This window comes from Kaistella antarctica, from assembly GCF_900109615.1.
In the GTDB taxonomy this organism is placed as follows: domain Bacteria; phylum Bacteroidota; class Bacteroidia; order Flavobacteriales; family Weeksellaceae; genus Kaistella; species Kaistella antarctica.
In genome coordinates, this window is sequence record NZ_FOIX01000004.1 from 516,242 (window position 1) to 538,038 (window position 21,797).

The 21,797-nt window shown below is 35.7% G+C and carries 21 protein-coding genes and 1 riboswitch; of the genes, 7 read left to right on the forward strand and 14 right to left on the reverse strand.

The genetic code is table 11. The features are described from left to right. Positions 1–84: 84 nt before the first annotated feature. Positions 85–336 (reverse strand): type B 50S ribosomal protein L31, encoded by a 252-nt coding sequence (locus tag BMX49_RS13930; RefSeq protein WP_034719115.1) that lies wholly within the window; start codon positions 334–336, stop codon positions 85–87. A gap of 184 nt (positions 337–520) precedes the next feature. Between BMX49_RS13930 and BMX49_RS13935 the strand changes: the two genes are divergently transcribed. From BMX49_RS13935 to BMX49_RS13960, 6 genes are all read left to right on the forward strand, one after another. Then, complete coding sequence (locus BMX49_RS13935; RefSeq protein ID WP_034719112.1) at positions 521–1,906, forward strand: hypothetical protein; 1,386 nt, start codon at positions 521–523, stop codon at positions 1,904–1,906. A 93-nt stretch (positions 1,907–1,999) separates the two neighbouring features. Further along, on the forward strand, positions 2,000–2,326 hold the full coding sequence (locus BMX49_RS13940) for a nucleotide pyrophosphohydrolase (RefSeq protein WP_034719110.1): 327 nt from the start codon (positions 2,000–2,002) through the stop codon (positions 2,324–2,326). 30 nt (positions 2,327–2,356) lie between these two features. Next, complete coding sequence (locus tag BMX49_RS13945) at positions 2,357–3,580, forward strand: 3-phosphoshikimate 1-carboxyvinyltransferase (protein WP_034719108.1); 1,224 nt, start codon at positions 2,357–2,359, stop codon at positions 3,578–3,580. 16 nt (positions 3,581–3,596) lie between these two features. Beyond that, positions 3,597–4,385 (forward strand): SDR family oxidoreductase, encoded by a 789-nt coding sequence (locus BMX49_RS13950; protein WP_034719105.1) that lies wholly within the window; start codon positions 3,597–3,599, stop codon positions 4,383–4,385. Between the two features lie 111 nt (positions 4,386–4,496). Beyond that, positions 4,497–5,162, forward strand: a complete 666-nt coding sequence (locus tag BMX49_RS13955; RefSeq protein WP_126337157.1) for a hypothetical protein — start codon at positions 4,497–4,499, stop codon at positions 5,160–5,162. A 37-nt stretch (positions 5,163–5,199) separates the two neighbouring features. Further along, positions 5,200–5,877 (forward strand): hypothetical protein, encoded by a 678-nt coding sequence (locus BMX49_RS13960; protein ID WP_034719101.1) that lies wholly within the window; start codon positions 5,200–5,202, stop codon positions 5,875–5,877. A gap of 58 nt (positions 5,878–5,935) precedes the next feature. Here the strand turns inward: BMX49_RS13960 and metF are convergent, their stop codons facing one another. From metF to BMX49_RS14000, 7 genes are all read right to left on the reverse strand, one after another. Beyond that, a complete protein-coding gene (gene metF / locus BMX49_RS13965) occupies positions 5,936–6,892 on the reverse strand; it encodes a methylenetetrahydrofolate reductase [NAD(P)H] (protein ID WP_034719099.1) in 957 nt (318 codons plus the stop codon). 291 nt (positions 6,893–7,183) lie between these two features. Continuing rightward, the gene (locus tag BMX49_RS13975) at positions 7,184–7,456 is read right to left on the reverse strand and encodes a hypothetical protein (protein ID WP_034719097.1); all 273 of its coding nucleotides are present in this window, start codon (positions 7,454–7,456) and stop codon (positions 7,184–7,186) included. A gap of 25 nt (positions 7,457–7,481) precedes the next feature. Next, entirely contained in the window at positions 7,482–10,187 is a 2,706-nt protein-coding gene (gene metH, locus BMX49_RS13980) for a methionine synthase (protein WP_051803713.1), read from the reverse strand. Further along, entirely contained in the window at positions 10,177–10,542 is a 366-nt protein-coding gene (locus BMX49_RS13985; RefSeq protein ID WP_177169196.1) for a four helix bundle protein, read from the reverse strand. The genes metH and BMX49_RS13985 overlap by 11 nt, the downstream gene beginning before the upstream one ends. Positions 10,543–10,590: 48 nt before the next feature. After that, the gene (locus tag BMX49_RS13990; protein ID WP_034719093.1) at positions 10,591–11,601 is read right to left on the reverse strand and encodes a homocysteine S-methyltransferase family protein; all 1,011 of its coding nucleotides are present in this window, start codon (positions 11,599–11,601) and stop codon (positions 10,591–10,593) included. A gap of 26 nt (positions 11,602–11,627) precedes the next feature. Then, the gene (locus BMX49_RS13995; RefSeq protein WP_034719092.1) at positions 11,628–13,166 is read right to left on the reverse strand and encodes an ACT domain-containing protein; all 1,539 of its coding nucleotides are present in this window, start codon (positions 13,164–13,166) and stop codon (positions 11,628–11,630) included. Next, the gene (locus tag BMX49_RS14000) at positions 13,156–14,106 is read right to left on the reverse strand and encodes an alpha/beta fold hydrolase (RefSeq protein ID WP_034719090.1); all 951 of its coding nucleotides are present in this window, start codon (positions 14,104–14,106) and stop codon (positions 13,156–13,158) included. The genes BMX49_RS13995 and BMX49_RS14000 overlap by 11 nt, the downstream gene beginning before the upstream one ends. Positions 14,107–14,160: 54 nt before the next feature. After that, a riboswitch (SAM riboswitch) is annotated at positions 14,161–14,265 on the reverse strand. A 106-nt stretch (positions 14,266–14,371) separates the two neighbouring features. Here BMX49_RS14000 and BMX49_RS14005 point away from each other — a divergent pair. Further along, positions 14,372–17,002: an MGH1-like glycoside hydrolase domain-containing protein gene (locus BMX49_RS14005; RefSeq protein ID WP_375600480.1), complete on the forward strand. Its 2,631-nt coding sequence runs from the start codon at positions 14,372–14,374 to the stop codon at positions 17,000–17,002. Between the two features lie 63 nt (positions 17,003–17,065). Here BMX49_RS14005 and BMX49_RS14630 read toward each other — a convergent pair whose 3' ends face one another. The 6 genes from BMX49_RS14630 to BMX49_RS14030 are packed head-to-tail and all read right to left on the reverse strand — an operon-like array spanning position 17,066 to position 21,790. Further along, positions 17,066–17,320, reverse strand: coding sequence for a hypothetical protein (locus BMX49_RS14630; RefSeq protein WP_126337158.1), 255 nt, complete (start codon positions 17,318–17,320; stop codon positions 17,066–17,068). A 15-nt stretch (positions 17,321–17,335) separates the two neighbouring features. Then, positions 17,336–17,764: an OsmC family protein gene (locus BMX49_RS14010; RefSeq protein ID WP_034719088.1), complete on the reverse strand. Its 429-nt coding sequence runs from the start codon at positions 17,762–17,764 to the stop codon at positions 17,336–17,338. Between the two features lie 44 nt (positions 17,765–17,808). Beyond that, on the reverse strand, positions 17,809–19,131 hold the full coding sequence (locus tag BMX49_RS14015; RefSeq protein WP_034719086.1) for a DUF58 domain-containing protein: 1,323 nt from the start codon (positions 19,129–19,131) through the stop codon (positions 17,809–17,811). A gap of 42 nt (positions 19,132–19,173) precedes the next feature. Beyond that, the gene (locus BMX49_RS14020) at positions 19,174–19,533 is read right to left on the reverse strand and encodes a four helix bundle protein (protein WP_034719085.1); all 360 of its coding nucleotides are present in this window, start codon (positions 19,531–19,533) and stop codon (positions 19,174–19,176) included. Positions 19,534–19,573: 40 nt separating this feature from the next. Beyond that, positions 19,574–20,581, reverse strand: a complete 1,008-nt coding sequence (locus BMX49_RS14025; protein WP_034719083.1) for an AAA family ATPase — start codon at positions 20,579–20,581, stop codon at positions 19,574–19,576. A gap of 51 nt (positions 20,582–20,632) precedes the next feature. Beyond that, positions 20,633–21,790 (reverse strand): DUF4350 domain-containing protein, encoded by a 1,158-nt coding sequence (locus BMX49_RS14030; protein ID WP_034719081.1) that lies wholly within the window; start codon positions 21,788–21,790, stop codon positions 20,633–20,635. Positions 21,791–21,797 lie beyond the last annotated feature (7 nt).

The following is a 21,797-nucleotide window of genomic DNA, read 5'->3' on the forward strand; positions in this document are numbered from 1 at the left end:
TTGACAAGGCGACTGAATTCAAATTTACAATAAAAAAGTCTTTCAATATTTTGAAAGACTTTAATTATCATTAAAATTCAAGAATTACTTCGCGAATTTCTTGTACTTGTTCATGAATTTGTCAACTCTACCTGCTGTATCAACTAATTTCACTTTTCCGGTATAGAAAGGGTGAGAAGTTGAAGAGATTTCCATTTTGATTAATGGGTAAGTTGATCCTTCATAGTCAATTGTGTCTTTGGTATCTGCAGTAGATTTGCAAAGAAACACCTCGTCGTTACTCATATCTTTGAAAACAACAAGTCTATAATTTTCTGGGTGGATTCCGTTTTTCATAACTTATTTTATTATTAGTAATTAAAGATTTGCTTTCGAAATAGTAATGGTATCTCTCTGCTAAATTTTAGACCGCAAAAGTACAAATATTTTTCTAATCGCCAAACACTATATCAACTAAATTAATAATTTTTCCATTCAACAATTTTAATTAAATTTGAAACCTATATCTATTCCTAAAAAAATGAACAAATTTAAACTCATACTTGCTTTCGCTTTTTGGACGCTTTTAACTGCAGTAAGCTGTAACAGAGACGATATCAACTTTGAAAGTCCGACCCAATTATTGCGTTTTTCGCAAGACACGCTTTTCCTGGATACCGTTTATAATCAAGTACGTTCTGAAACTTACGCCGTAAAGATTTACAACAACGAAGATAAAGATGTTTTGATTCCAAAAATTTCTCTGGAAAAAGGGGCGAGTTCTCTGTATAGAATCAATGTTGATGGAAAAGCAGGCACAGATTTCACGGATATTCCCTTGAGAAAAAAAGACAGTCTTTATATTTTTGTAGAAATAGCACCGATTGCCAATGCGCCAGAAGCGATTGCAGAAGATCGAATTCAGTTTCAAACTCCAGCGGGAAATCAACACGTCACTTTATTCTCGGTGGTACAGGATGCTGAGTTCTATATCGAAAGTAAAACAAACCCAAATATTTTAACCTCAAATACAAACTGGACTAGTAATAAAGCGAAAATTATTTTCGGTAATCTAACTCTTGACGAAGGAAAAACATTGGACATTCAAAAAGGAACCAAAATTTACTTTCATAAAAACAGTGGCTTGAAAATTTCTAAAAATGCCAAACTGAATGTTAATGGAAATTTAGGAAGTGAAGTCATTTTTCGTGGTGATCGTAATGATACGCGCTACGACACGATTCCGAAAAACTGGCAGGGAATTATGATGGACGCCAACTCTATTTTAAATATGAATTATGCGAAAGTTTTCGGCGGAACCGTTGGTTTGGAAATGAATCAAACCACGGCAACAATTGAAAATTCAATTTTTCATACACATCAAGAATTTGGCATCTTAGCGATTAACTCTAATGTTACAGCCAAAAACTTAGTGATGAATAATTCTGGAGAAGCCAATTTTGGTATTTTTAAAGGTGGGACGTATAATATCACCCACTCCACTTTAGCCAATTATTGGACTTTGAATTCTGCACTTCCAGGACTTGGATTGTATGCGACCAATGAATTTGTGAATGGAACAAATACTGAACAAGGTGCTTTAACTTTGAATGTTAGAAACTCAATTATTTACACGGGCAATGACAATGGAGTTCTGTTTAAACCAACAACTGGACAAACTTTTAATTACAGTTTCCAAAATTCACTATTAAAATTGGGAAGTACCTCGAATTACACTATAGATGCAGGTTCAATTAAAAATGAAGATCCAAAATTTCAGAATTATTTTACGCATAATATGAATTTGAGATTGAAAGATGATTCTCCGGCCAAAGGAAAAGGAAACACTGGTGTTGCAGCAACGGTTCCATTCGATATTGTGAAAGTTTCAAGAACGGCGAATCCAAGTATGGGAGCGTATCAATAAAACAATTGATGGATGATCATTCATGATTGATTAATCCCGAATTCTCTTTTTGTATCAATAATCAACCATAATTTATCATTTATTACAGAAAATATGGAAATAACTAAACTTCAACAAGAGGTTGATGAATGGATTAAAAATATAGGGGTTCGGTATTTTAACGAACTAACTAATATGGCGATGCTTACGGAAGAGGTTGGAGAAGTTGCCCGAATCATCGCCCGTAGATATGGTGAACAAAGTGAGAAGGAATCTGACAAAACGAAAGATCTGGGTGAAGAACTAGCCGATGTTTTATTTGTCACTTTATGTTTAGCGAATCAAACTGGAACCAACTTACAGGAGGCGTTTGACCGAAAAATGAAAGTGAAAACTGCTCGCGATAAAGACCGTCACCAGAATAACGAAAAACTTAAATAAAATTAAAAACTGATCATTAATTGTATAAAAATGAGGCTTGAAAAATCAACTTTAAAAGATAATGAAACCATTGAGATAAGCGGTTCGAAGAGTATTTCGAATCGTCTTTTGATTTTAAGCGCTCTTTTTGAAAATCTGACGATTGAGAATCTTTCTAATGCTCAGGATACGGAACTTTTGGATAAGGCTTTGAAAAGCAATGCAGAAATTATCGACATTCATCATGCCGGGACCGCGATGCGCTTTCTGACTTCTTACCTTTCGATTCAGGAAGGCAGAACAACAATTTTGACTGGCTCAGACCGAATGAAACAAAGACCGATTCAGTATTTGGTTGATGCTTTGCGAGATTTGGGAGCCGATATTTCTTATGTTGAAAAAGAAGGTTTTCCCCCTCTGAAAATCTTAGGTAAAAAATTAGAAAAAAGTTCGGTGAGCATTCCGGCAAATATTTCGAGTCAGTTTATTTCTTCCTTAATGCTGATTGGATCTAAGTTAGAGAACGGTTTAGAAATTAATTTGGTCGGTAAAATTACCTCTCGACCTTATTTGGAAATGACTTTGAAAATCTTAAGAAATATTGGAATTTCGACGCAATGGGAAGGTCAGATGATTCAAATATTCCCCAATATCCAAACCGAAAAAAGTTCTCAAATTATTAAATGCATTACGGAAAGTGACTGGAGTTCTGCGTCTTATTATTATTCGTTAGCAGCGATTGGCAGAAAATGCATTAACCTGAAAAGTTTCCGACCGCATTCGCTGCAAGGTGATTCTGCCATCAAAGAAATTTATTGGAATTTCTTTGGAGTCAATACCATTTCACAAGGTTCAGAAAGTAAAATTTCTTTAATGCCGGAAAGTTCTTTCGTATTTCCAGACCTCATTTCTTTGGATATGAATGATTGCCCAGATATTGCGCAAACGCTTTGTGTGACGGCAACAGCTTTACAAATTCCATTTGAAATTACGGGTTTATCTACTTTAAAAGTAAAAGAGACCGATCGATTAATTGCTTTAAAAAACGAACTTTTTAAAATCGGGTGTATCTCCGAAATTACAGAAGATTCCATTTATTCTACAAAATTCTTTGAACCGAATCAAACTACCTTTATCGAAACCTACGATGATCACCGAATGGCCATGAGTTTTGCGCCGTTTTGTTTGATTAAAGATTTGACGATTGAAAATGATCAGGTCGTCGATAAATCCTATCCACAGTTTTGGGCAGATTTTGCCCAAGTTCTCGACTAAATTTTAAATTACAAAAATGACGATAATTATCACCGGAACTTCTGCCGGAATTGGATTTACGCTGGCTGAATATCTGGGTAAAAAAGGACATACGGTTTTCGGCCTGAGCCGGAAAAATGTTGAATCCAACTATTTTAAAACTATCCCGACTGATATTACAGATCACGCGCAAGTTCAAAATGCAATTGCTGAAGTTTTAAAAACTGAATCAAGAATTGATATACTCATCAATAATGCAGGCATGGGCATGGTAGGTCCTGTGGAAGATTCGTCGCAAGCGGAAATCCTTCAACTGTTCAATCTCAACTTAGTGGGAACTGTGCAAATGATGACGGCGGTTTTGCCCATCATGCGGGCTCAAAAAATGGGGAGAATCATTAATGTTTCCAGCATTGGTAGTGAAATGGGTCTTCCATTTCGAGGATTTTATTCCGCTTCAAAAGCAGCTGTAGATAAAGTGACAGAAGCGATTCGTTACGAAGTTTCTCCCTGGAATATACAAGTTTGCGCTTTGCATTTAGGCGACATTAAAACGAAAATTGCGGAGAACCGAGTGAAAACGAAAATTTCAGAACCTTATCAAAAAATCTTTGACAAAGTTTATGGTTTAATGAACGCTCATGTTGATCACGGAAATGAACCTCTTGAAGTGGCAGAATACATTGAAAAACTGCTGGAAAAGAGACAGTGGAAAGCCCATTTTTATTATGCAAAATTGGGGCAGCGCATCGGCGTTCCTTTAAAATGGATGCTTCCACAAAACTTTTACGAAAATTTAATGCGCAGATATAACCAATTGGATTAATTGACATCTAAACTTTTGAAAAAATAGTTTGAACTGATGTAGTTTAATAATTTTTTATTCACAACATTGCCAAAAAAAAGTATATTTACAATACGTTTTAAATCAATCATTATGAAATTATTAATAACAATAGTCCTTCTGATAATCTCATCAATATCGCTGAATGCGCAAGCGAATTTATTTAACGAGGCTTATCGATTCAATAAGTTTATGAATAAAATCACGACTCCAAAAGGAATATTAACCTATGGAGATATTGAGGGAAACGCCTACTATACAAATACTTTTACTTCAGCAAAAATTGAAAACGCAACCACTTTAATCAACGTACGATATAATACCTACACTGATACAGTGGAGATTTTAAAAGACGGAAGCATTTACGTTTTACCAAAAAACGAAAAATATTCTAAGATTTCCTACGCAAATTCCCCAGAGGTTTTGGTTTATTTGAATTCCGGAGAAATGGAAGGTTATTATTTCGAATTGGTTCCCGGAAAATACCGTTTGCTGAAAAAACTGAAAGCAGAATTCCGTCCCGAAGTTCCGGCTGTAAATACTTTTACATCATCTGTTGCGGCAAAATTTGAAAACCTGAATCCGGTTTATTATTTTGAAATTAATAACCAATTTGTAAAAGTTCCGAAAAACATGAAAGACCTTCTGCAAGAATTCATTGAAAAGAAAAGCGAAATCGAGGCCTTCGTAAAGGCTAATAAGTTAAAAACTAATCAAGAAGGCGATTTAATCCGCTTGGCAAAATTTATTAATAACTAAGTTACTTCCTTTTTTAAAAATCCAAATTAGTAATATTATGAAAGCAATTATAAGTCTTCTTTCTTTACTATTCATCGCCAATATAACGCAAGCTCAACAAATTAGTTTGTCGGAGATATCGAGTAATATTCGATTTAATAAGCAAATTAATGAGTTTAATAGCGGAGCGGCCAAAATTAAATATTCCGACATTCAAGGAATTCCCTATTATTATGCGCAGTTTGTCAATGCAAAAGTAGGCGACAACGAAAGTACAATTCCTGTGCGGTACAATATTTTTTTAGACACCATCGAACTCGTGGAAAAAGAAAATGTTTATGAACTTCCAAAAGATGAACCGACACCCGATTTTACTTTTACTACAACGAAAGAAAAGCTGGTTTTCGTAAAAACAAATGATATTTATTCGGGTCATTTTTTCGAATTAACGGGCGGTAAGAATCGAATCTTGAAGAAAGTGATCACCAAATATCAACCAGCCACGCCGGCGCCGAATTCTTTAATCGCAGGCACGCCAGCTCAGTTTATTCTTCAAAGACCGATTTATTTTATCGAAACGGAAAACAATGTAATTTCAATTCCGAAAAACAGTAAGGAATTTGCAGCTCTATTTCCGGACAGAGCCAAGGAAATAAACGAGTTTGTGAAAACAAATAAGATCAAACTTAATAGAGAAGAAGATTTAATTAAATTAGGAAACTTCCTAAATAAATAAATTACGCAAAGAAAGCCACTTTTTACAATTTAAAAAGTGGCTTTTTTGGATCTTCTGATCAAAACAATTCGCGAGCAATTTTTTTAATATTATCACTTTTACCCATCGAATAAAAATGCAAAACATCTACACCGAAATCGAGTAATTCACGGCATTGGTTGATGGTCCATTCGACGCCAATTTGTTTTACGGCTGCATTATCTTTTGCATTTTCAACGGCAGAAATTAAATCTTCCGGTAAATCGATTTTGAAAACTTGTGGTAATAATTGAAGATGTTTTTTAATTGCAATCGGTTTAATTCCCGGAATAATTGGAACTTTAATTCCCATTTCGCGTGCACTTTTTACAAACTCGATGAATTTTTTATTATCAAAAAACATCTGCGTTACCACGTAATCTGCACCGGCATCTACTTTTTCTTTCAACCATTTTAAATCATAGTTCATTGAGGGTGCTTCAATATGTTTTTCCGGATAACCCGCGACACCAATACAAAATTTATTACTTTCCTCACAGATTTTCTCGTCGTGCAAATATTTTCCATGTCCTAAATCATTCATTTGATGAACCAAATCCATTGCGTTTTTATGTCCGCCATTAGTCGGTTCAAAATACTGTTGTCCTTTCATGGCATCGCCACGTAACGCCATAATGTTTTCGATGCCGAGATACATACAATCCACCAAAAGATATTCAGTTTCCTCTTTGGTAAAGCCACCACACAAAACATGCGGAACCGTATCCACATTATATTTATGCTGAATCGCCGCACAAATCCCCAAAGTTCCCGGACGCATTCTGGTCGTTTTCCGCTCCATCAAACCATTGCCTTTATCCAGATAAATATACTCTTCCCGCGAAGTCGTCACATCGATAAACGGCGGTTTGAATTCCATTAAAGGATCGATATTTTTATACAAATCCTCGATTCCCGTTCCTTTCGTTGGTGGAATAATTTCTATGGAGAACAACGTTTTTCCGTTAGCATTTTTAATATGATCTGTGATTTTCATTTTTTATTTGTCATTTCGAGGTACGAACTAATCTCGACCTATTTTTCGATTATTTTTATTTGGGCAGACATTTCCGCCTTCCGTTCCCAATCTTTTTGTTTCGCTTCGCTCTACAAAAAGGATTTCCACTCAAGTCGGGCTGCAGATTTGGTTTTTAATTAATCTTTCGATAATTTAGAAGACCTCAATTCCTAGTTTTATTACGCCCTTTCAGGGCTTCGCACAATTTCTGATTATTTCAATGGGCTTCACCCATTGCTATTGTTGTTGCGCCACTTCGTGGCTTTACATCTACTTTGTATTCCACCAATCCAAAATTTCAAAAGCATACTTCTTTACATTAATTTCGTGACGGAAAAAACCATAATTTACAATCAGTTCACTTTCAATAACTTTTCCAATCTTATCATTATCTGCAACGCGATATAATTGACTTAATATTTTATGAATCAATGAATCATGTTCATCACTTGGCGAACCTGGGATTAAATTCCAAGAATTTATTATTTTTCTTAATTCAGAAAAATCTCCATTAAATTCTCTACTAATTTCTTTTTTATTCAAAATTTCTAAATATTTTAAAGAATAATTAATCCGCCAAATTTGGGCTCAACCATTTTCGGGCAAATTCTAAATCAACTCCTTTTCTCCCGGCGTAATCTTTTAATTGATCTTCCGAAATTTTTCCAACACCAAAATATTTCGATTTCGGGTTTCCAAAATAATATCCGGAGACCGCAGCCGTTGGAAACATCGCCAAACTTTCAGTTAATTCTAAACCTATATTTTCTTTTACTTTAAGCAAATCCCAAATCGTATTTTTTTCCAGATGATCGGGGCAAGCCGGATAACCCGGAGCCGGACGAATTCCCAAATATTTCTCAGCGATTAAATCTTCATTTTCTAAACTTTCATCTTCTGCATAACCCCAAAATTCCGTTCGAACTTTATGATGAAGAAATTCCGCAAAGGCTTCTGCCAAACGGTCGGCTAAGGCTTTAACAATAATGGCATTATAATCATCGCCATCATCGTAATATATTTTGGCCAATTCCTCAGTTCCAAAACCAGTTGCGACGGCAAACGCTCCAACATAATCTTGTTTGCCAGAAGTTTCTGGAGCAATAAAATCACTCAAGGCGTGATATTCTTTTCCCGCTGATTTCTTCAATTGTTGTCTTAATGTGTGGAATTTCGCCAGTTCATTGTTATGTTCGTCGAAAACCAAAACATCATCTTGAGCATTTGAGTTTGCTGGGAAAATTCCAAAAATTCCTTTTGCAGTAAATAGTTTTTCATCTAGGATTTTATCTAACATCACCTTGGCTTCTTTAAATAACTCATTCGCCTGCTCGCCCACAACCTCATCGGATAAAATCTGGGGAAATTTTCCGTGCAGTTCCCAACTTCTGAAAAAAGGCGTCCAGTCCATAAAGTCAAGTAACTCTCTTAAATCTTGATTTTCGATAATATGAATTCCTAAATTTTTCGGTTTTACAATTTCTTCGTTTTCCCAATCAATCTTGAAGTTCTGCTTTCTCGTCTCTTCAATCGTCACGTATTCTTTATCGATTTGGCGGTTCAAAAACTTCTCGCGGAAATCTTCATAATCGATTTTTAAATCGGCTTTATATTGTACATTATTATGATCCAAAAGTTGGGAAACAACTCCAACTGCTCGGGAGGCATCATTTACATGAACGACGGTATGTCCATATTTTGGAAATATTTTCACCGCCGTATGCGCTTTTGAAGTGGTGGCACCACCAATTAATAGTGGAAAATTTAGATTCTTTCTCTGCAATTCATCAGCGACGTGAACCATTTCATCTAAACTTGGCGTTATCAATCCGCTCAATCCAATCACATCAACTTGGTGATCAATCGCCGCCTGAATAATTTTCTCCGCCGGAACCATTACGCCCAAATCGATAATTTCATAATTATTGCAACCCAAAACGACGCTTACAATGTTTTTTCCAATATCATGGACATCACCTTTTACCGTTGCCATCAATATCTTCCCGTTCGGTTTTTGCTTTTCATCTTTCTCCTCTTCGATGAAAGGTTGTAAATACGCCACGGCTTTTTTCATCACACGCGCAGATTTAACTACTTGGGGCAAAAACATTTTCCCGCTTCCGAATAAATCACCGACCACGCCCATTCCGGTCATTAAATTAATTTCAATAACATCCAAAGGTCGTTTGGAAACTGTTCTTGCTTCCTCAACATCTTCAATAATGAAACGATCAATTCCTTTGACCAAAGCGTGCGTTATTCTATTTTGTAAAGTTTCTTTACGCCATTCTAATTCTTCAACGAATTCTTTTTTGGTGGATTTCACACGTTCGGAATAATCAAGCAATCTTTCGGTCGCATCATCTCTTCGATCAAGCATGACATCTTCAACCAGTTCCAGTAATTCTTTCGGAATCTCGTCATAGACTTCCAACATCGATGGATTAACGATGCCCATGTTCATTCCGGCTTTAATCGCATGGTATAGAAAAACAGAATGCATCGCTTCCCGAACATTATCATTTCCCCTAAACGAAAAAGAAACGTTCGAAACTCCGCCACTTACTGAAACATTGGGTAAATTTTCGCGAACCCATTTTGTGGCGTTGATAAAATCCAACGCATTTCTGCGATGTTCATCCATTCCGGTAGCAACGGGGAAAATATTCAAATCGAAAATAATATCTTCGGACGCAAAACCAACTTGAGTCACCAAAATATCATAAGATCGTTTGCAAATTTCGATTCTTCGGTCGTAATTATCGGCTTGTCCTTTTTCGTCAAAAGCCATTACAATTACGGCCGCGCCATATCTTTTGATTGTTTTTGCATGATGAATAAATTCTTCTTCGCCTTCTTTTAAACTGATGGAATTCACCACGCATTTTCCTTGAACGACTTGCAATCCGGCTTCCAGGATTTCCCATTTCGAGGAATCAATCATCATTGGAATTCGAGAAATGTCGGGTTCGGAGGCAATTAGATTCAGGAATTTAACCATCGCATATTTTCCATCGAGTAATCCATCATCGAAATTAACATCCAGAATTTGTGCTCCGCCATCAACTTGATCACGGGCAATATCGAGGGCTTCAGCATATTTCTCTTCTTTAATCAATCGCAGAAATTTCTTAGAACCTGCGACATTGGTTCTTTCCCCAACATTAATAAAATTGGATTCTGGCGTTATAATTAAAGATTCAAGACCTGAGAGTTTTAGGTATTTTGTTGCTAGTTTTCGGTTGTCAGTTGTCGGATTTATATTAATTTTCATTTTTTAAGTTTTTATAATAATTGATAAATCCGTTTAATAACTTTTTACAAATCAGTATTTGATTTGCTATTTCATTAAATTCAATTTCAGAAATATAATTTTGGTCTAATGATATATAAATTTGAGTTTCCAACTCGTAAAGTGACCCTCTTGAAATATGTAAAAATTGAATAGTGTCGTTCGAAGTTCTTCTGCCACAACCTTCTGCAATATTTGAAGGGACAGAAACAGCACATCTTCTTATTTGATTTGTCAATCCGAAAAGTTCTTCTTTCGGGAAGTTTTTACTCTTCTCATAAACTAAATTCGTTAATTTTCTTGATTCTTTCCAAACCTCCAAACTGGTAAATTCCATAATTTTTTTTATAAACTAAATTCTACAATGGCTAAAAACTGACAACAATCAACCAACAACCGACAACTTCCTTGGTTCATAATCCTTCACCAAATCTGCAATCGCTTTAATATGCGGCGGCGTCGTGCCACAGCAACCACCGATAATATTGATCAATCCTTTGTCAGCATATTCACGGATTTGCTCAGCCATGAATTCTGGCGTTTCATCATATTGTCCGAAAGCATTTGGTAAACCTGCATTTGGATAAGCAGAAATAAAGAAGTCAGAATTCTTGGATAATGTTTCTAAATACGGTGTTAACTGTTTCGCTCCTAAAGCACAGTTTAATCCGACACTTAATAAATTCAAATGCGAAATAGAAATCAAAAATGCTTCAGCGGTTTGTCCACTCAGAGTTCTTCCAGATGCATCGGTAATCGTTCCTGAAACCATAATTGGAATTTTAACATTTCTTTCTTCCTGAATTTCATCAATCGCAAAAAGTGCGGCTTTGGCATTCAAAGTATCGAAGATTGTCTCTACCAAAAGGATATCTGAACCGCCATCTAAAAGCGCTTCCGCCTGTAATTTATAAGCCATCCTCAATTCATCAAAAGTAATTGCTCGAAAACCAGGATCATTAACGTCTGGACTCAAACTCGCCGTCTTGTTTGTTGGTCCCATTGAACCAGCGACAAATCTAGGTTTGCTCGGATTTTGACTAGTAAACTCATCACAAACTTTTCTCGCAATTTTCGCTGATTCATAATTAAGTTCATATACCAATTCTTCCATGTGGTAATCTGCCATGGCGATGGTTGTCCCTGAAAAAGTATTGGTCTCGATGATATCTGCGTCGGCTTCCAAATATTTTCTGTGAACTTCTTCAATGGCGTGTGGTTGCGTAAGAGAAAGCAAATCGTTATTTCCTTTTAAAGAATGTTCCCACTCTTTAAATCGTTCACCACGATAATCTTCCTCTGAAAATTTGTAGCGTTGAAGCATCGTTCCCATAGCACCATCTAGAACGAGGATTCTTTCATTTAAGGCTTTATATAATACTCCTGTGTTTTTCATTTTTTTAAATAAAATTAAAATGACGATTATTTATTTTCAGACAATCTTAAAATATCTCCAAACACGCCTCTGGCAGTTACTTTTGCACCTGCACCAGCACCCATAATTACGATTGGATTTTCACCGTAACTTTCGGTATAAATTTCAAAAATAGAGTCTGAACCTTTCAGTTGTCCGAGCGCAGAATTGGCTGGAACAGAAATTAACTGAACATCGAGTTGGCCCTTTTCCTGCTGCAAATCGCCATGTAAATCTCCGACCAAACGCAGAACGTGATTTTCTTTTTGATTCTCTTTCACTTCTTCAAAATGAGCATCCAAAAGATCTAAACTGTTTAGGAAATCATTTTTATCAAGATTTACTAAACTTTCAGGTATTAATGTTTGAACATTGATGTCGCTAAATTCATTACTTAAATCAAGTTCTCTTGCGAGGATTAATAATTTCCGAGCAACATCATTTCCTGATAAATCTTCACGAGGATCATGTTCTGTCAATCCTTGCTCCATGGCTTCTTTTAAAATGGTTGAAAACTTCTCGTTCCGAACTGAAAAATTATTAAAGATATAACTGAGTGAACCTGAGAAAACTCCTTTGATTCTGGTAATGTTTTCGCCCGACAAGTGTAATAATTTAATGGTATCAATTAATGGTAAGCCCGCGCCGACATTTGTTTCGTAGAGGTATTTTTTATTCCTTTTGTGTAAGACACGCCTGAAATCGCGGTATTCTTCGATTGATAAAGTATTGAAAATCTTGTTGGAAGAAACCAGATCAAATCCGCTTTCTGCCAATTGGGTGTAGTTTTTCACAAAATCTACACTTGCTGTATTGTCAACGACGATTAGATTTTCTAGTTGATTGATTTGGGAAAATTTAATTAACGAATCCATGTTCGATTCATCTTCCGCGACCAAAACATCTTGCGCCCAATTTTCATTAAAACCCGTTTTATTGAAAGCGATTTTTCGAGAATTTGCCACAGCGACAATTTTGAGATCAAGATTTTTACGATTCCGAATTTCTTCTGCACTTTGCAAAACCTGGTCAATCAATGTCGAACCCACTTTTCCATGACCAATTAAAGCCAGGTGAATGGTTTTAGGTTTGGAGAAGATTTGCGCTTCGATGATGTTTTTGGCTTTTTCATCTTGGGATGAACTCACGACCACATTAACCTTATTTTCAGAGGCAACTTGATTTAGAATTAAAGGAAAAATGTTATTTCGTGCTAATTCTGAAAGTATTTTATTAAAATCTTTAGCCACGAAGCCTAAGATAGAAACATTGTTAACACTGAAAATTTGTTTTACTTTTCCAGATTTTCGTTCGGTTTCAAATTCGTCAATTAAACAGTTGACCGCTTTTTCAGAATCACTTTCGTTGACTAAAACCGAAATTCCGTTTTCTACGGCTTGTTGTGAAATTACACCCACGCTGATTCTGGCGTAAGTCAAGGCTTTAAAGATTCTGCCATCAATCCCGATTTCACCTAAGAAATCTTTTCCTTCGAATTTGATAATTGATTTATTTTTTAAAATCTTTATTTCTTTATTATTTTTCATGAATGATATTATTTAAAATTTGATTGAGTTGTTTGTATTCCATTATAAAAGCATCGTGGCCGTGAATGGATTTTATTTCGTGATAAAAAGTGTTTGATTTTCTATGCATTAAAGAATCACGGCATCGATTCATTTCAAAAGCGGGAAAGAACAAATCAGAATCAATACCGATGAGATGAATATTTGCTTTAATTTCCTTCAACTGCTTTTCATCTGTATTAATGGTCATTAACAAATGATTCATCAATCGATAAGCCTCAAGACTAAATCGCTCGTTCAATTTTTCACCATGAAAATTAAGCCAGCTGTGGGAATTTAAAATCTGCTTTTCAGGATGAATTTCATTTTTAAATCTTTCATTTAAAGATGCTGGAGTTCGGTAACACAACATCGCATGTACTCTGGCTTTTTGCAAAGGTTGATCGGCATGATTTAATAAATATTGCTGAACCAAACATTGAGCATGCAACCAGTCCGACGTTTTATAATCACAAGCAAGCGGGATGAAATTTTCTGCCAAATCGTGATTTATTGCTAGTATTTCCCAACCAATCGCGCCTCCCAAGGAACCTCCGATCAAAGTATGAAGTTTAGAAACTTTTAAAAATGATAACCCTTGAAGGAAAATAGTCGCGATATCTTTCGGTGTAAAATCCTGGTAGTTTTCAGTCAGATTTCCATCAAACCCATTTCCGGGAATATTGAAACAAAGGATAGAAAAAGTATTTGTATCAATTGTTTGATTTTCGCCGATTAAAGAATTCCACCAACCGTTTTCTCCAGCAACATTAGAATTTCCGGTTAAAGCGTGATTAACCAAAACTATTGGCGCAGAATGTAACTCCTGACCAAATATTTGATACGACAAATCGATATCGAGAATTTTTCCTGATACTAACTGATGATTTTTGATTTTGATGTGTTGTAGCGAATTTTCCAATTTTTATAAAAATTAAAATTGAAAATGCTACCTAAGAAAGGTAAAAAATAGTTTCTGTTATCTCTTTCGCCTAAGCGAATAGAATGTAGCACCTTCTTCGTTTCCGAAGGGTTGCCAAGGTTTCATTGAGTCTAATCTCTCCACCTTTCTTAATAACATTTTCAATATGTAAATGAACTTATTTCGCTGCAAAGGAAAGCATTAAAATATAACCTCACAAATTTTATCAAAAATTTTTATTGCTTAATTTCGCGGTTGAAATTTAATGGAAAAGATGACTGAGAAAGAAAGAATGCTCGATGATCGATGGAGAAAATGGGGTCCTTATGTGAGCAACAGACAGTGGGGAACAGTTCGCGAAGACTACAGCAGCACCGGAAATGCCTGGGGATTCACCACTTATAACGATGCTATCAGCAGAACTTATCGCTGGAGTGAAGATGGGATTGCCGGCATTTGCGACGCTAAACAAAGACTGTGTTTTGCCTTTTCATTCTGGAATCGTAAAGACAAAATGATTAAAGAACGTTTTTTCGGATTAAGCAATTACGAAGGAAACCACGGCGAAGATTTAAAAGAAATTTATTATTATCTTGATAATACACCTACTCATTCCTACATGAAAATGGTGTATAAATATCCGATCAGCGAATTTCCGTACGACGAATTAATTGCTGAAAACAAACGAAGATCAAAACAAGAACCTGAGTTTGAATTAGTGGATACAGGTATTTTCAATGACAATAATTATTTTGATATTTTTATTGAATACGCCAAAATTAATCATGATGATTTTCTGATCAGAGTGACTGTGAAAAATCGCAGTGAACAGAAAGCACCGTTGGTTATTATGCCTACGCTGTGGTTTAGAAACAACTGGAGCTGGGGTTATGGCAACTACATTCCTCAATTAAGATCATCTAAAAATGGACTGATTGATATTGATCATGAATCACTTCCCTTAAATAAATTATACGCCAGAGATCAGAATACGCGTGCGGTATTTTGTAATAATGAAAGCAATCCGGTTAAAATATCAGACAGTAATTCAGAAGCTCAATTTTTCAAAGATGGGATTAATGATTTCCTCATTCACAATGATGAAGCCGCCATTAACCCAGAACAATCGGGCACCAAAGCAAGTTTCTTGATAGAGGCAGAAATTGAAGCCAGCGAAAGTCAGTCTTTCGATTTCCGGTTAAGTCCGCACGATATGGACGATGCTTTCTTCGACTTCGATGAAATATTTAGCAAAAGAAGAAACGAAGCTAATGACTTCTACGGTGGCATTCAAAAGGAAATTGAAGATGAAGAAGAAAAAAACATTCAACGACAAGCATTTGCAGGACTTCTTTGGAACAAACAATTCTATCATTACAATGTTTCAAAATGGTTAAAAGGCGATCCCAAATTAGATGCTCCCAGAGATTTTGATAAGTTCGTTCGGAATACAGAATGGGAGCATATGCAAAATAAAGATATTATTTCAATGCCCGACAAATGGGAATATCCGTGGTTTGCGACCTGGGACTTGGCTTTCCATTGTGTCCCATTTGCGATTTTAGATTCTGGTTTTGCAAAACAGCAATTAAAATTATTGACTAAGGAATGGTTTATTCATCCGAATGGTCAACTGCCCGCCTACGAATGGGATTTCAGTGATGTAAATCCACCAGTTCATGCGTGGTCGACTTTCCGGGTTTTTAAAATTGATGAAATGATCAATGGCAAACCCGACATTCCTTTCCTCGAAAGTGTTTTCCAAAAATTACTTTTAAATTTTACTTGGTGGGTGAACCGAAAAGATAAAAAAGGAAATAACATTTTCGGTGGTGGTTTCCTGGGCTTGGATAATATTGGCGCTTTTGACCGAAATATGGAATTCAAAAACGGAGGACATTTGGAGCAAGCTGACGGCACAAGTTGGATGGCGATGTTTGCTTTGAATATGATGCGAATCTCAATGGAACTGGCCTTATATAATCCAATTTATGAAGATATGGCGATTAAGTTCTTCGAACATTATTTGTATATCGCCGAAGCCATGGAAAATATCGGGGAAACTAAAGATGGTTTATGGAATGAAGAAGATGGGTTTTTCTACGATCTTTTACAATTAGATAATGGAGATTCTATTCCCCTGAAATTGCGCAGTATCGTCGGATTGATTCCGTTATTTGCGGTTGAAATCGTAGAACATAGTTTGTTAGAAAAATTACCCAATTTCCGCGCAAGAATGGATTGGATTCTGACGCACAAACCAGAATTAGTAGATTTGGTTTCGCATTGGGAAGTGGAAGGAAAAGGTGGAAAACACTTGATGAGTATTCTTAGAAAAACGCGGCTAAAAAGAGTTTTAAGCAGAATGGTGGACGAAGATGAATTCCTTTCTCCTTATGGAATTCGATCCATGTCGAAGGTGTACGAAAAGGAACCTTACAAATTCTCTGTGGATGGCAAAAATTTCACGGTGAAATATACGGCAGCCGAAAGTGACAGCAGTATGTTCGGTGGAAATAGCAACTGGCGCGGCCCAATTTGGTTTCCGATTAACTTTTTGATTGTAGAGAGTTTACAGCGTTTCCATTATTATTATGGTGACAGTTTGCAGATTGAATATCCCGCAAACAGTAGCGAAATGAGAAATCTGGATTTTGTGGCCGATGATTTAAGCAAGCGCCTCTACTCTATTTTCAGGAAAGATGAAGATGGAAACCGTGCATTTAACGGAAAAAATGATTTACTGAATCACAATGAATTCTTTAAAAACTATATTATGTTTTATGAATATTTCAATGGAGATACTGGACAAGGAATTGGTGCTTCTCACCAAACTGGCTGGACGGCGACGATTGCCAAATTGATTCAACCGAGAATGGGCTCGAGACCGAGATAACTTTAAACTGAAAAGCAGCATTTTGAAATGCTGCTTTTTAGTTTCATAACCATTTACTTATTTCTAAATCGTTTCAATGGATTTCAGTTCTTTCAATGATTTTTTCATGATGAACTTTTGAAATATAATTTTTACTAAACCAAAACAAATTAAAACTTGCACAATCATTCCTAAAACCAATCCTATCTTATAAGTTAAGGATTCACTTGGATTGTTTAAAATCTCATTGTTTTTAATCAATACAAGTTTTAAAAGTGCCCCACTACCGTTAATAATTAGATATATACACGCTATATAATAAAATATTTTATTGTTCATTCTTTTTATTTTTTACTAAACACCTACTTTCTCTCCATTCACAAAAACCTCATAATTCACCATTACATTAGGCTCCATGGTTTTTGAAACAGAACAGTATTTTTCGAATGAAAGTGCGGCGGCGCGTTCGGCTTTTTTCGGATCAATCTCTCCCTCGACAAAGAACTTCACTAAAATTGTTTTGAAAGGTTTCGCTTCATCAACTTCAATTCTTTCTCCAGTAACTTCTGCAGAAAAATTGGTGATTTCCTGTCTTTGTTTTTTCAGGATTGAAACCATGTCGATTCCACTACAACCTGCCACGGCCATTAAAATAGTTTCCATTGGGGAAACTCCTTTGGTACCTTCTGACTGAGAACTATTGTCTAACAGGATTTTATTGCCCAAAGAATTGGTACATTCAAACAAATAATCGTCGTTGATTCTATTAAGGGTAATTTTCATAAAATTGATTTTTAATATTGGATACGTAAAAATAGAGATTTTAATTAAAGAATTCCTCTTGCTTTTATTTCCAAATATTTATTAATGACTTCGATATTTAAATTTTCAGGCAAAGTATAAACGGTGTAAATTCCATATTTCCGAAGTTCCTGAATAATTAATTTCTTTTCGTACTCAAACTTCTCGGCGATAATCTCGTCATAGACTTCCTGAATGTTTTCCGGATTGGTATTAATCAAACTTTGAAGTTCAGCATTTTTAAAAAAGATAATCACCAGCAAATGGTTTTTTGCTATTCCACGCAGATATTTCATTTGACGATTTACCGCATCCAAAGTTTCAAAATTGGTGAAAAGTAAAATCAAACTTCTTTGCCCGATCGTATATTTAACATCCTGATACAATCTGCTGAAATCACTTTCAAAAAAGTTGGTTTGAATATTATAAAGTGATTCAGAAATCTTACGCAACTGTCCCGATTTATTATCTGCAGCGACTTTATGTTCCGTCTTTTTCGAGAACGTCATCATTCCGGCGCGGTCATTTTTCTTAAGAATAATGTGACTTAAAGCCATCGTAGCATTGATCGAATAATCGAGTAAACTCAATCCGTTGAAAGGCATTTGCATCGTTCTGCCATTATCAATCAGCATGAAAATTCGTTGTGATTTTTCGTCCTGAAACTGATTCACCATCAATTGATTTCGTTTAGAAGTTGCTTTCCAATTAATCGTTCGAACATCATCGCCGGGAACGTATTCTTTGATTTGTTCGAATTCCATGGTGTGACCAAGTTTCCGAATCTTTTTAATACCACCTAAAAGAAATTCGTTTTGAAGTGCCATCAATTCATATTTTCTTAAATGAATAAATGATGGGTAACTCGGCAACATTGCTTCTTTTTGAAAAGCAAATCTCTTAGACACCAGGCCCAATGGAGAATTCACAAAAATATTGAGGTTTCCAAAACCGTATTCACCGCGTTCTTTTGGCTCGAGAATATATTCAAAAAGGACGTTTTTATTTTTATCAATGGTTCTATCAATATTAAAATCACGCTTCTGAAATTGAAACGGAATTTCATCAATTACTTTCGTTTTAATGGTAAATGGGTAATTGTTTTTAAGATCAATCTTTATAGAATTCTGATCACCGTTTGATAATTTCTCCGGTAAAATTCTTTGTGCCTGAACAGCATTTTTTTGATTAAACAAAAGCATGAAATCCACAATAAAAGCGATCACCACCAAAGTCAATAAACCATGCGCAACCCACATCAACACTGGAAAGAAAAAAGCCAGAATATAAGTAAATCCCACGCCAAAAAGCGTGAAGAAAAATCGGTTATTGATGTACAGGTTTTTCATTTTTTATTAGGTGGTAGGTAGTAGGATTTAGGTGGTAGGAGATTAGGGTTTGGTTTTTAGGTAGTTGATTAGACCGTTGATCATTTTCATGATTTCAGTTATTTTTAAGGTGAGTTCTTCACATTTTACATCGTTCATAAATCCTAAGTTTTTTGAGATGATAATTTGAGTTTCTACTTCTGCACCACTCCCACGAGCAATCTTTAAAAACTGAATATAATCTGCAGAACTTCTTCTGGCATTACCTTCGGCGATATTTGATGGAATTGACACTGCTGCTCTTCTTATTTGAGAAACCAATCCGAATTTTTCCTCAGATGGAAACACAGAAGTAATCTCATAGATTTCTGTCACGAATTCTATTGATTTTTTCCAAACTAATAATTCTTTAAAATTTCCCATAAACTCTTTTTACTACCACCTAAAACCTAACCACTACGACCTATCTAGGAATTTCAATCGCCTCCAATATCTGACGAATAATTTCGTCAGCGGTCAAACCTTCCATTTCGCGTTCTGGGGAAACCATTACGCGGTGGCGAAGAACAGCGTAACTTGCTTCTTTGATGTCTTCTGGCGTTACGAAATCTCGTCCACGAACGGCCGCAAATGATTTAGAAGCCGTCAACAAAGCCAGACTCGCTCTCGGTGAAGCGCCCAAATAAAGGAATTGATTCTCTCTGGTATTCACAATAATTTTTGCAATATATTCTAACAACTGCGTTTCTACGACCACATCTTTTACCAAATTCTGATAGGTCTTTAACTGAGCTCCGGAAATAACTTTCTGAACGGCGTCGGTTTTATCATCTAATCGATTTTCGTGTTGGTTTTTAATGATTTGAATTTCTTGCGTAAGATTCGGATAGCCGACATTTATTTTAAACAGAAACCGGTCAAGTTGCGCTTCCGGAAGTCGATACGTTCCTTCATGCTCAATTGGATTTTGAGTGGCCACCACCAGGAAAGGTTCCTGCATTTCGTATTGTTTTCCGTCCATGGTGATTTGGCGTTCTTCCATGACTTCAAATAAAGCGGCTTGCGTTTTCGCTGGCGAACGGTTGATTTCATCGATCAAAATAAAACTGGAAAATATAGGTCCTTTTTTAAATTCAAACTCAGAATTTTTAACATTGAAAATTGAAGTTCCCAAAATATCCGAAGGCATTAAATCGGGTGTAAACTGAAGTCGGCTAAAACCAACATCAACTGTTTTTGCCAATAATTTCGCCGTTATGGTTTTCGCCACGCCGGGAACACCCTCGATTAAAACATGACCATTGGATAAAAGTGCGACCAGTAAATGTTCGATCATCGATTCTTGCCCGATAATCACTTTGCCGATTTCTGCTTTTACCTGTTCCAAACTTTGCTGAAGTTCAGTCATATCCAATCGGGAATGAAATTCTGTATTTGTATTTTCTTGATTTTGATTTTCAAAATTTTCCATAATTATTTTGGGTTCAATGGTGTTCTGTTCTAATTTAAATTGCGCTAATTTTTAAAGTAAAATCTCGTCTAACAATTTATTCATTTTAATTAAATCTTCTTGCATCACCCTTGCGTAAGGATCTTGTCCTCTTTTAATCAAGTTGGTGGCTTCTGTAATTTTCTCTACACTTTTTCCAGTTTTCAAATGAAGAAGGTTGATGAATTTCTCGTCTAAATCTTTGGTATCAATCATCAAATCGATTCTCACGCGATTGAGGAAGTACTGTGCTTTTTTTGCCATCATATCGTGAAAATCACCTTCTTGCAAATAAAGATTTCCAATGCTTTTTACGAATTCAACCGACTTATTTTTCTTTGGTTCAATGATGGGGACAATTCTCTGTTTCCGTTTTGCATTAAAAATGATGAACAATAAAAGTCCACCTAATAACAGCCACCAAGCATAACGCAACCCAGGATTGGCTAAAATAAATCGCAGAGGCGAGCGCGATTCGGCTACATTTTTATTAGCACCAGAAAACCAAACTGTTTCGCGATCAGGAAGATATGAAAATACATCCTGAACATATTTTTCATTTTCGGGTTTAAGCAAATAGTAATTGGTGACGATCAACGATTCTGAATGTAAATATAAATGACCTTTTCCATGATTAATCTTGATGAAGTTCGCCATCTTACTATCGGTCACTTCTTTGCCTAGAATCTCCGTGCTTTCCAAAACATAATCAAACCCTTTTCCTGAGGGAAGTTTATCTAATTGTAAAGAATCGTTTGCAAATTTAAGATCGGTCAATAACAATCGATTGTACTCTTCATAACTAATTCTTGTGGTCGAAAAACCGAGCGAATCGGCAATTACCTGATTAAAATACTCTGAAATCACCAATGCATCTGAACCGGCTTCTACATTTTTAAGAATTTTATTCCACGACTCAGAATCCAGTTTAGATTCAATAATTAAAATATTATGTGGTTTTAATTTTTGAGTTTTGTAGAAATCATACGGTGAAAGATCGGTTCGCTTAACTTTATCATTTAAAAGTTGATTGACTTCTTTATTAAAAACAAATAATCCAAACGGTGATTTTTCATTAATGTCAAAATTCTTGCGCCAATCAGTCACCTCGGTTTTGCTCAATTCCAGCAACGCCAAAATTGCCATCACGATGATGAAAATTAAACCATATAATTTGAACGTTTTATTCATATTTCAC

What these genes read in the sequence shown, in the direction of transcription:
- BMX49_RS13930 (WP_034719115.1), bottom strand. Translation starts at nt 336, where the DNA reads ATGAAAAACGGAATCCACCCAGAAAATTATAGACTTGTTGTTTTCAAA.
- BMX49_RS13935 (WP_034719112.1), top strand. Translation starts at nt 521, where the DNA reads ATGAACAAATTTAAACTCATACTTGCTTTCGCTTTTTGGACGCTTTTA.
- BMX49_RS13940 (WP_034719110.1), top strand. Translation starts at nt 2,000, where the DNA reads ATGGAAATAACTAAACTTCAACAAGAGGTTGATGAATGGATTAAAAAT.
- BMX49_RS13945 (WP_034719108.1), top strand. Translation starts at nt 2,357, where the DNA reads ATGAGGCTTGAAAAATCAACTTTAAAAGATAATGAAACCATTGAGATA.
- BMX49_RS13950 (WP_034719105.1), top strand. Translation starts at nt 3,597, where the DNA reads ATGACGATAATTATCACCGGAACTTCTGCCGGAATTGGATTTACGCTG.
- BMX49_RS13955 (WP_126337157.1), top strand. Translation starts at nt 4,497, where the DNA reads ATGAAATTATTAATAACAATAGTCCTTCTGATAATCTCATCAATATCG.
- BMX49_RS13960 (WP_034719101.1), top strand. Translation starts at nt 5,200, where the DNA reads ATGAAAGCAATTATAAGTCTTCTTTCTTTACTATTCATCGCCAATATA.
- metF (WP_034719099.1), bottom strand. Translation starts at nt 6,892, where the DNA reads ATGAAAATCACAGATCATATTAAAAATGCTAACGGAAAAACGTTGTTC.
- metH (WP_051803713.1), bottom strand. Translation starts at nt 10,187, where the DNA reads ATGAAAATTAATATAAATCCGACAACTGACAACCGAAAACTAGCAACA.
- BMX49_RS13985 (WP_177169196.1), bottom strand. Translation starts at nt 10,542, where the DNA reads ATGGAATTTACCAGTTTGGAGGTTTGGAAAGAATCAAGAAAATTAACG.
- BMX49_RS13990 (WP_034719093.1), bottom strand. Translation starts at nt 11,601, where the DNA reads ATGAAAAACACAGGAGTATTATATAAAGCCTTAAATGAAAGAATCCTC.
- BMX49_RS13995 (WP_034719092.1), bottom strand. Translation starts at nt 13,166, where the DNA reads ATGAAAAATAATAAAGAAATAAAGATTTTAAAAAATAAATCAATTATC.
- BMX49_RS14005 (WP_375600480.1), top strand. Translation starts at nt 14,372, where the DNA reads ATGGAAAAGATGACTGAGAAAGAAAGAATGCTCGATGATCGATGGAGA.
- BMX49_RS14630 (WP_126337158.1), bottom strand. Translation starts at nt 17,320, where the DNA reads ATGAACAATAAAATATTTTATTATATAGCGTGTATATATCTAATTATT.
- BMX49_RS14010 (WP_034719088.1), bottom strand. Translation starts at nt 17,764, where the DNA reads ATGAAAATTACCCTTAATAGAATCAACGACGATTATTTGTTTGAATGT.
- BMX49_RS14015 (WP_034719086.1), bottom strand. Translation starts at nt 19,131, where the DNA reads ATGAAAAACCTGTACATCAATAACCGATTTTTCTTCACGCTTTTTGGC.
- BMX49_RS14020 (WP_034719085.1), bottom strand. Translation starts at nt 19,533, where the DNA reads ATGGGAAATTTTAAAGAATTATTAGTTTGGAAAAAATCAATAGAATTC.
- BMX49_RS14025 (WP_034719083.1), bottom strand. Translation starts at nt 20,581, where the DNA reads ATGGAAAATTTTGAAAATCAAAATCAAGAAAATACAAATACAGAATTT.
- BMX49_RS14030 (WP_034719081.1), bottom strand. Translation starts at nt 21,790, where the DNA reads ATGAATAAAACGTTCAAATTATATGGTTTAATTTTCATCATCGTGATG.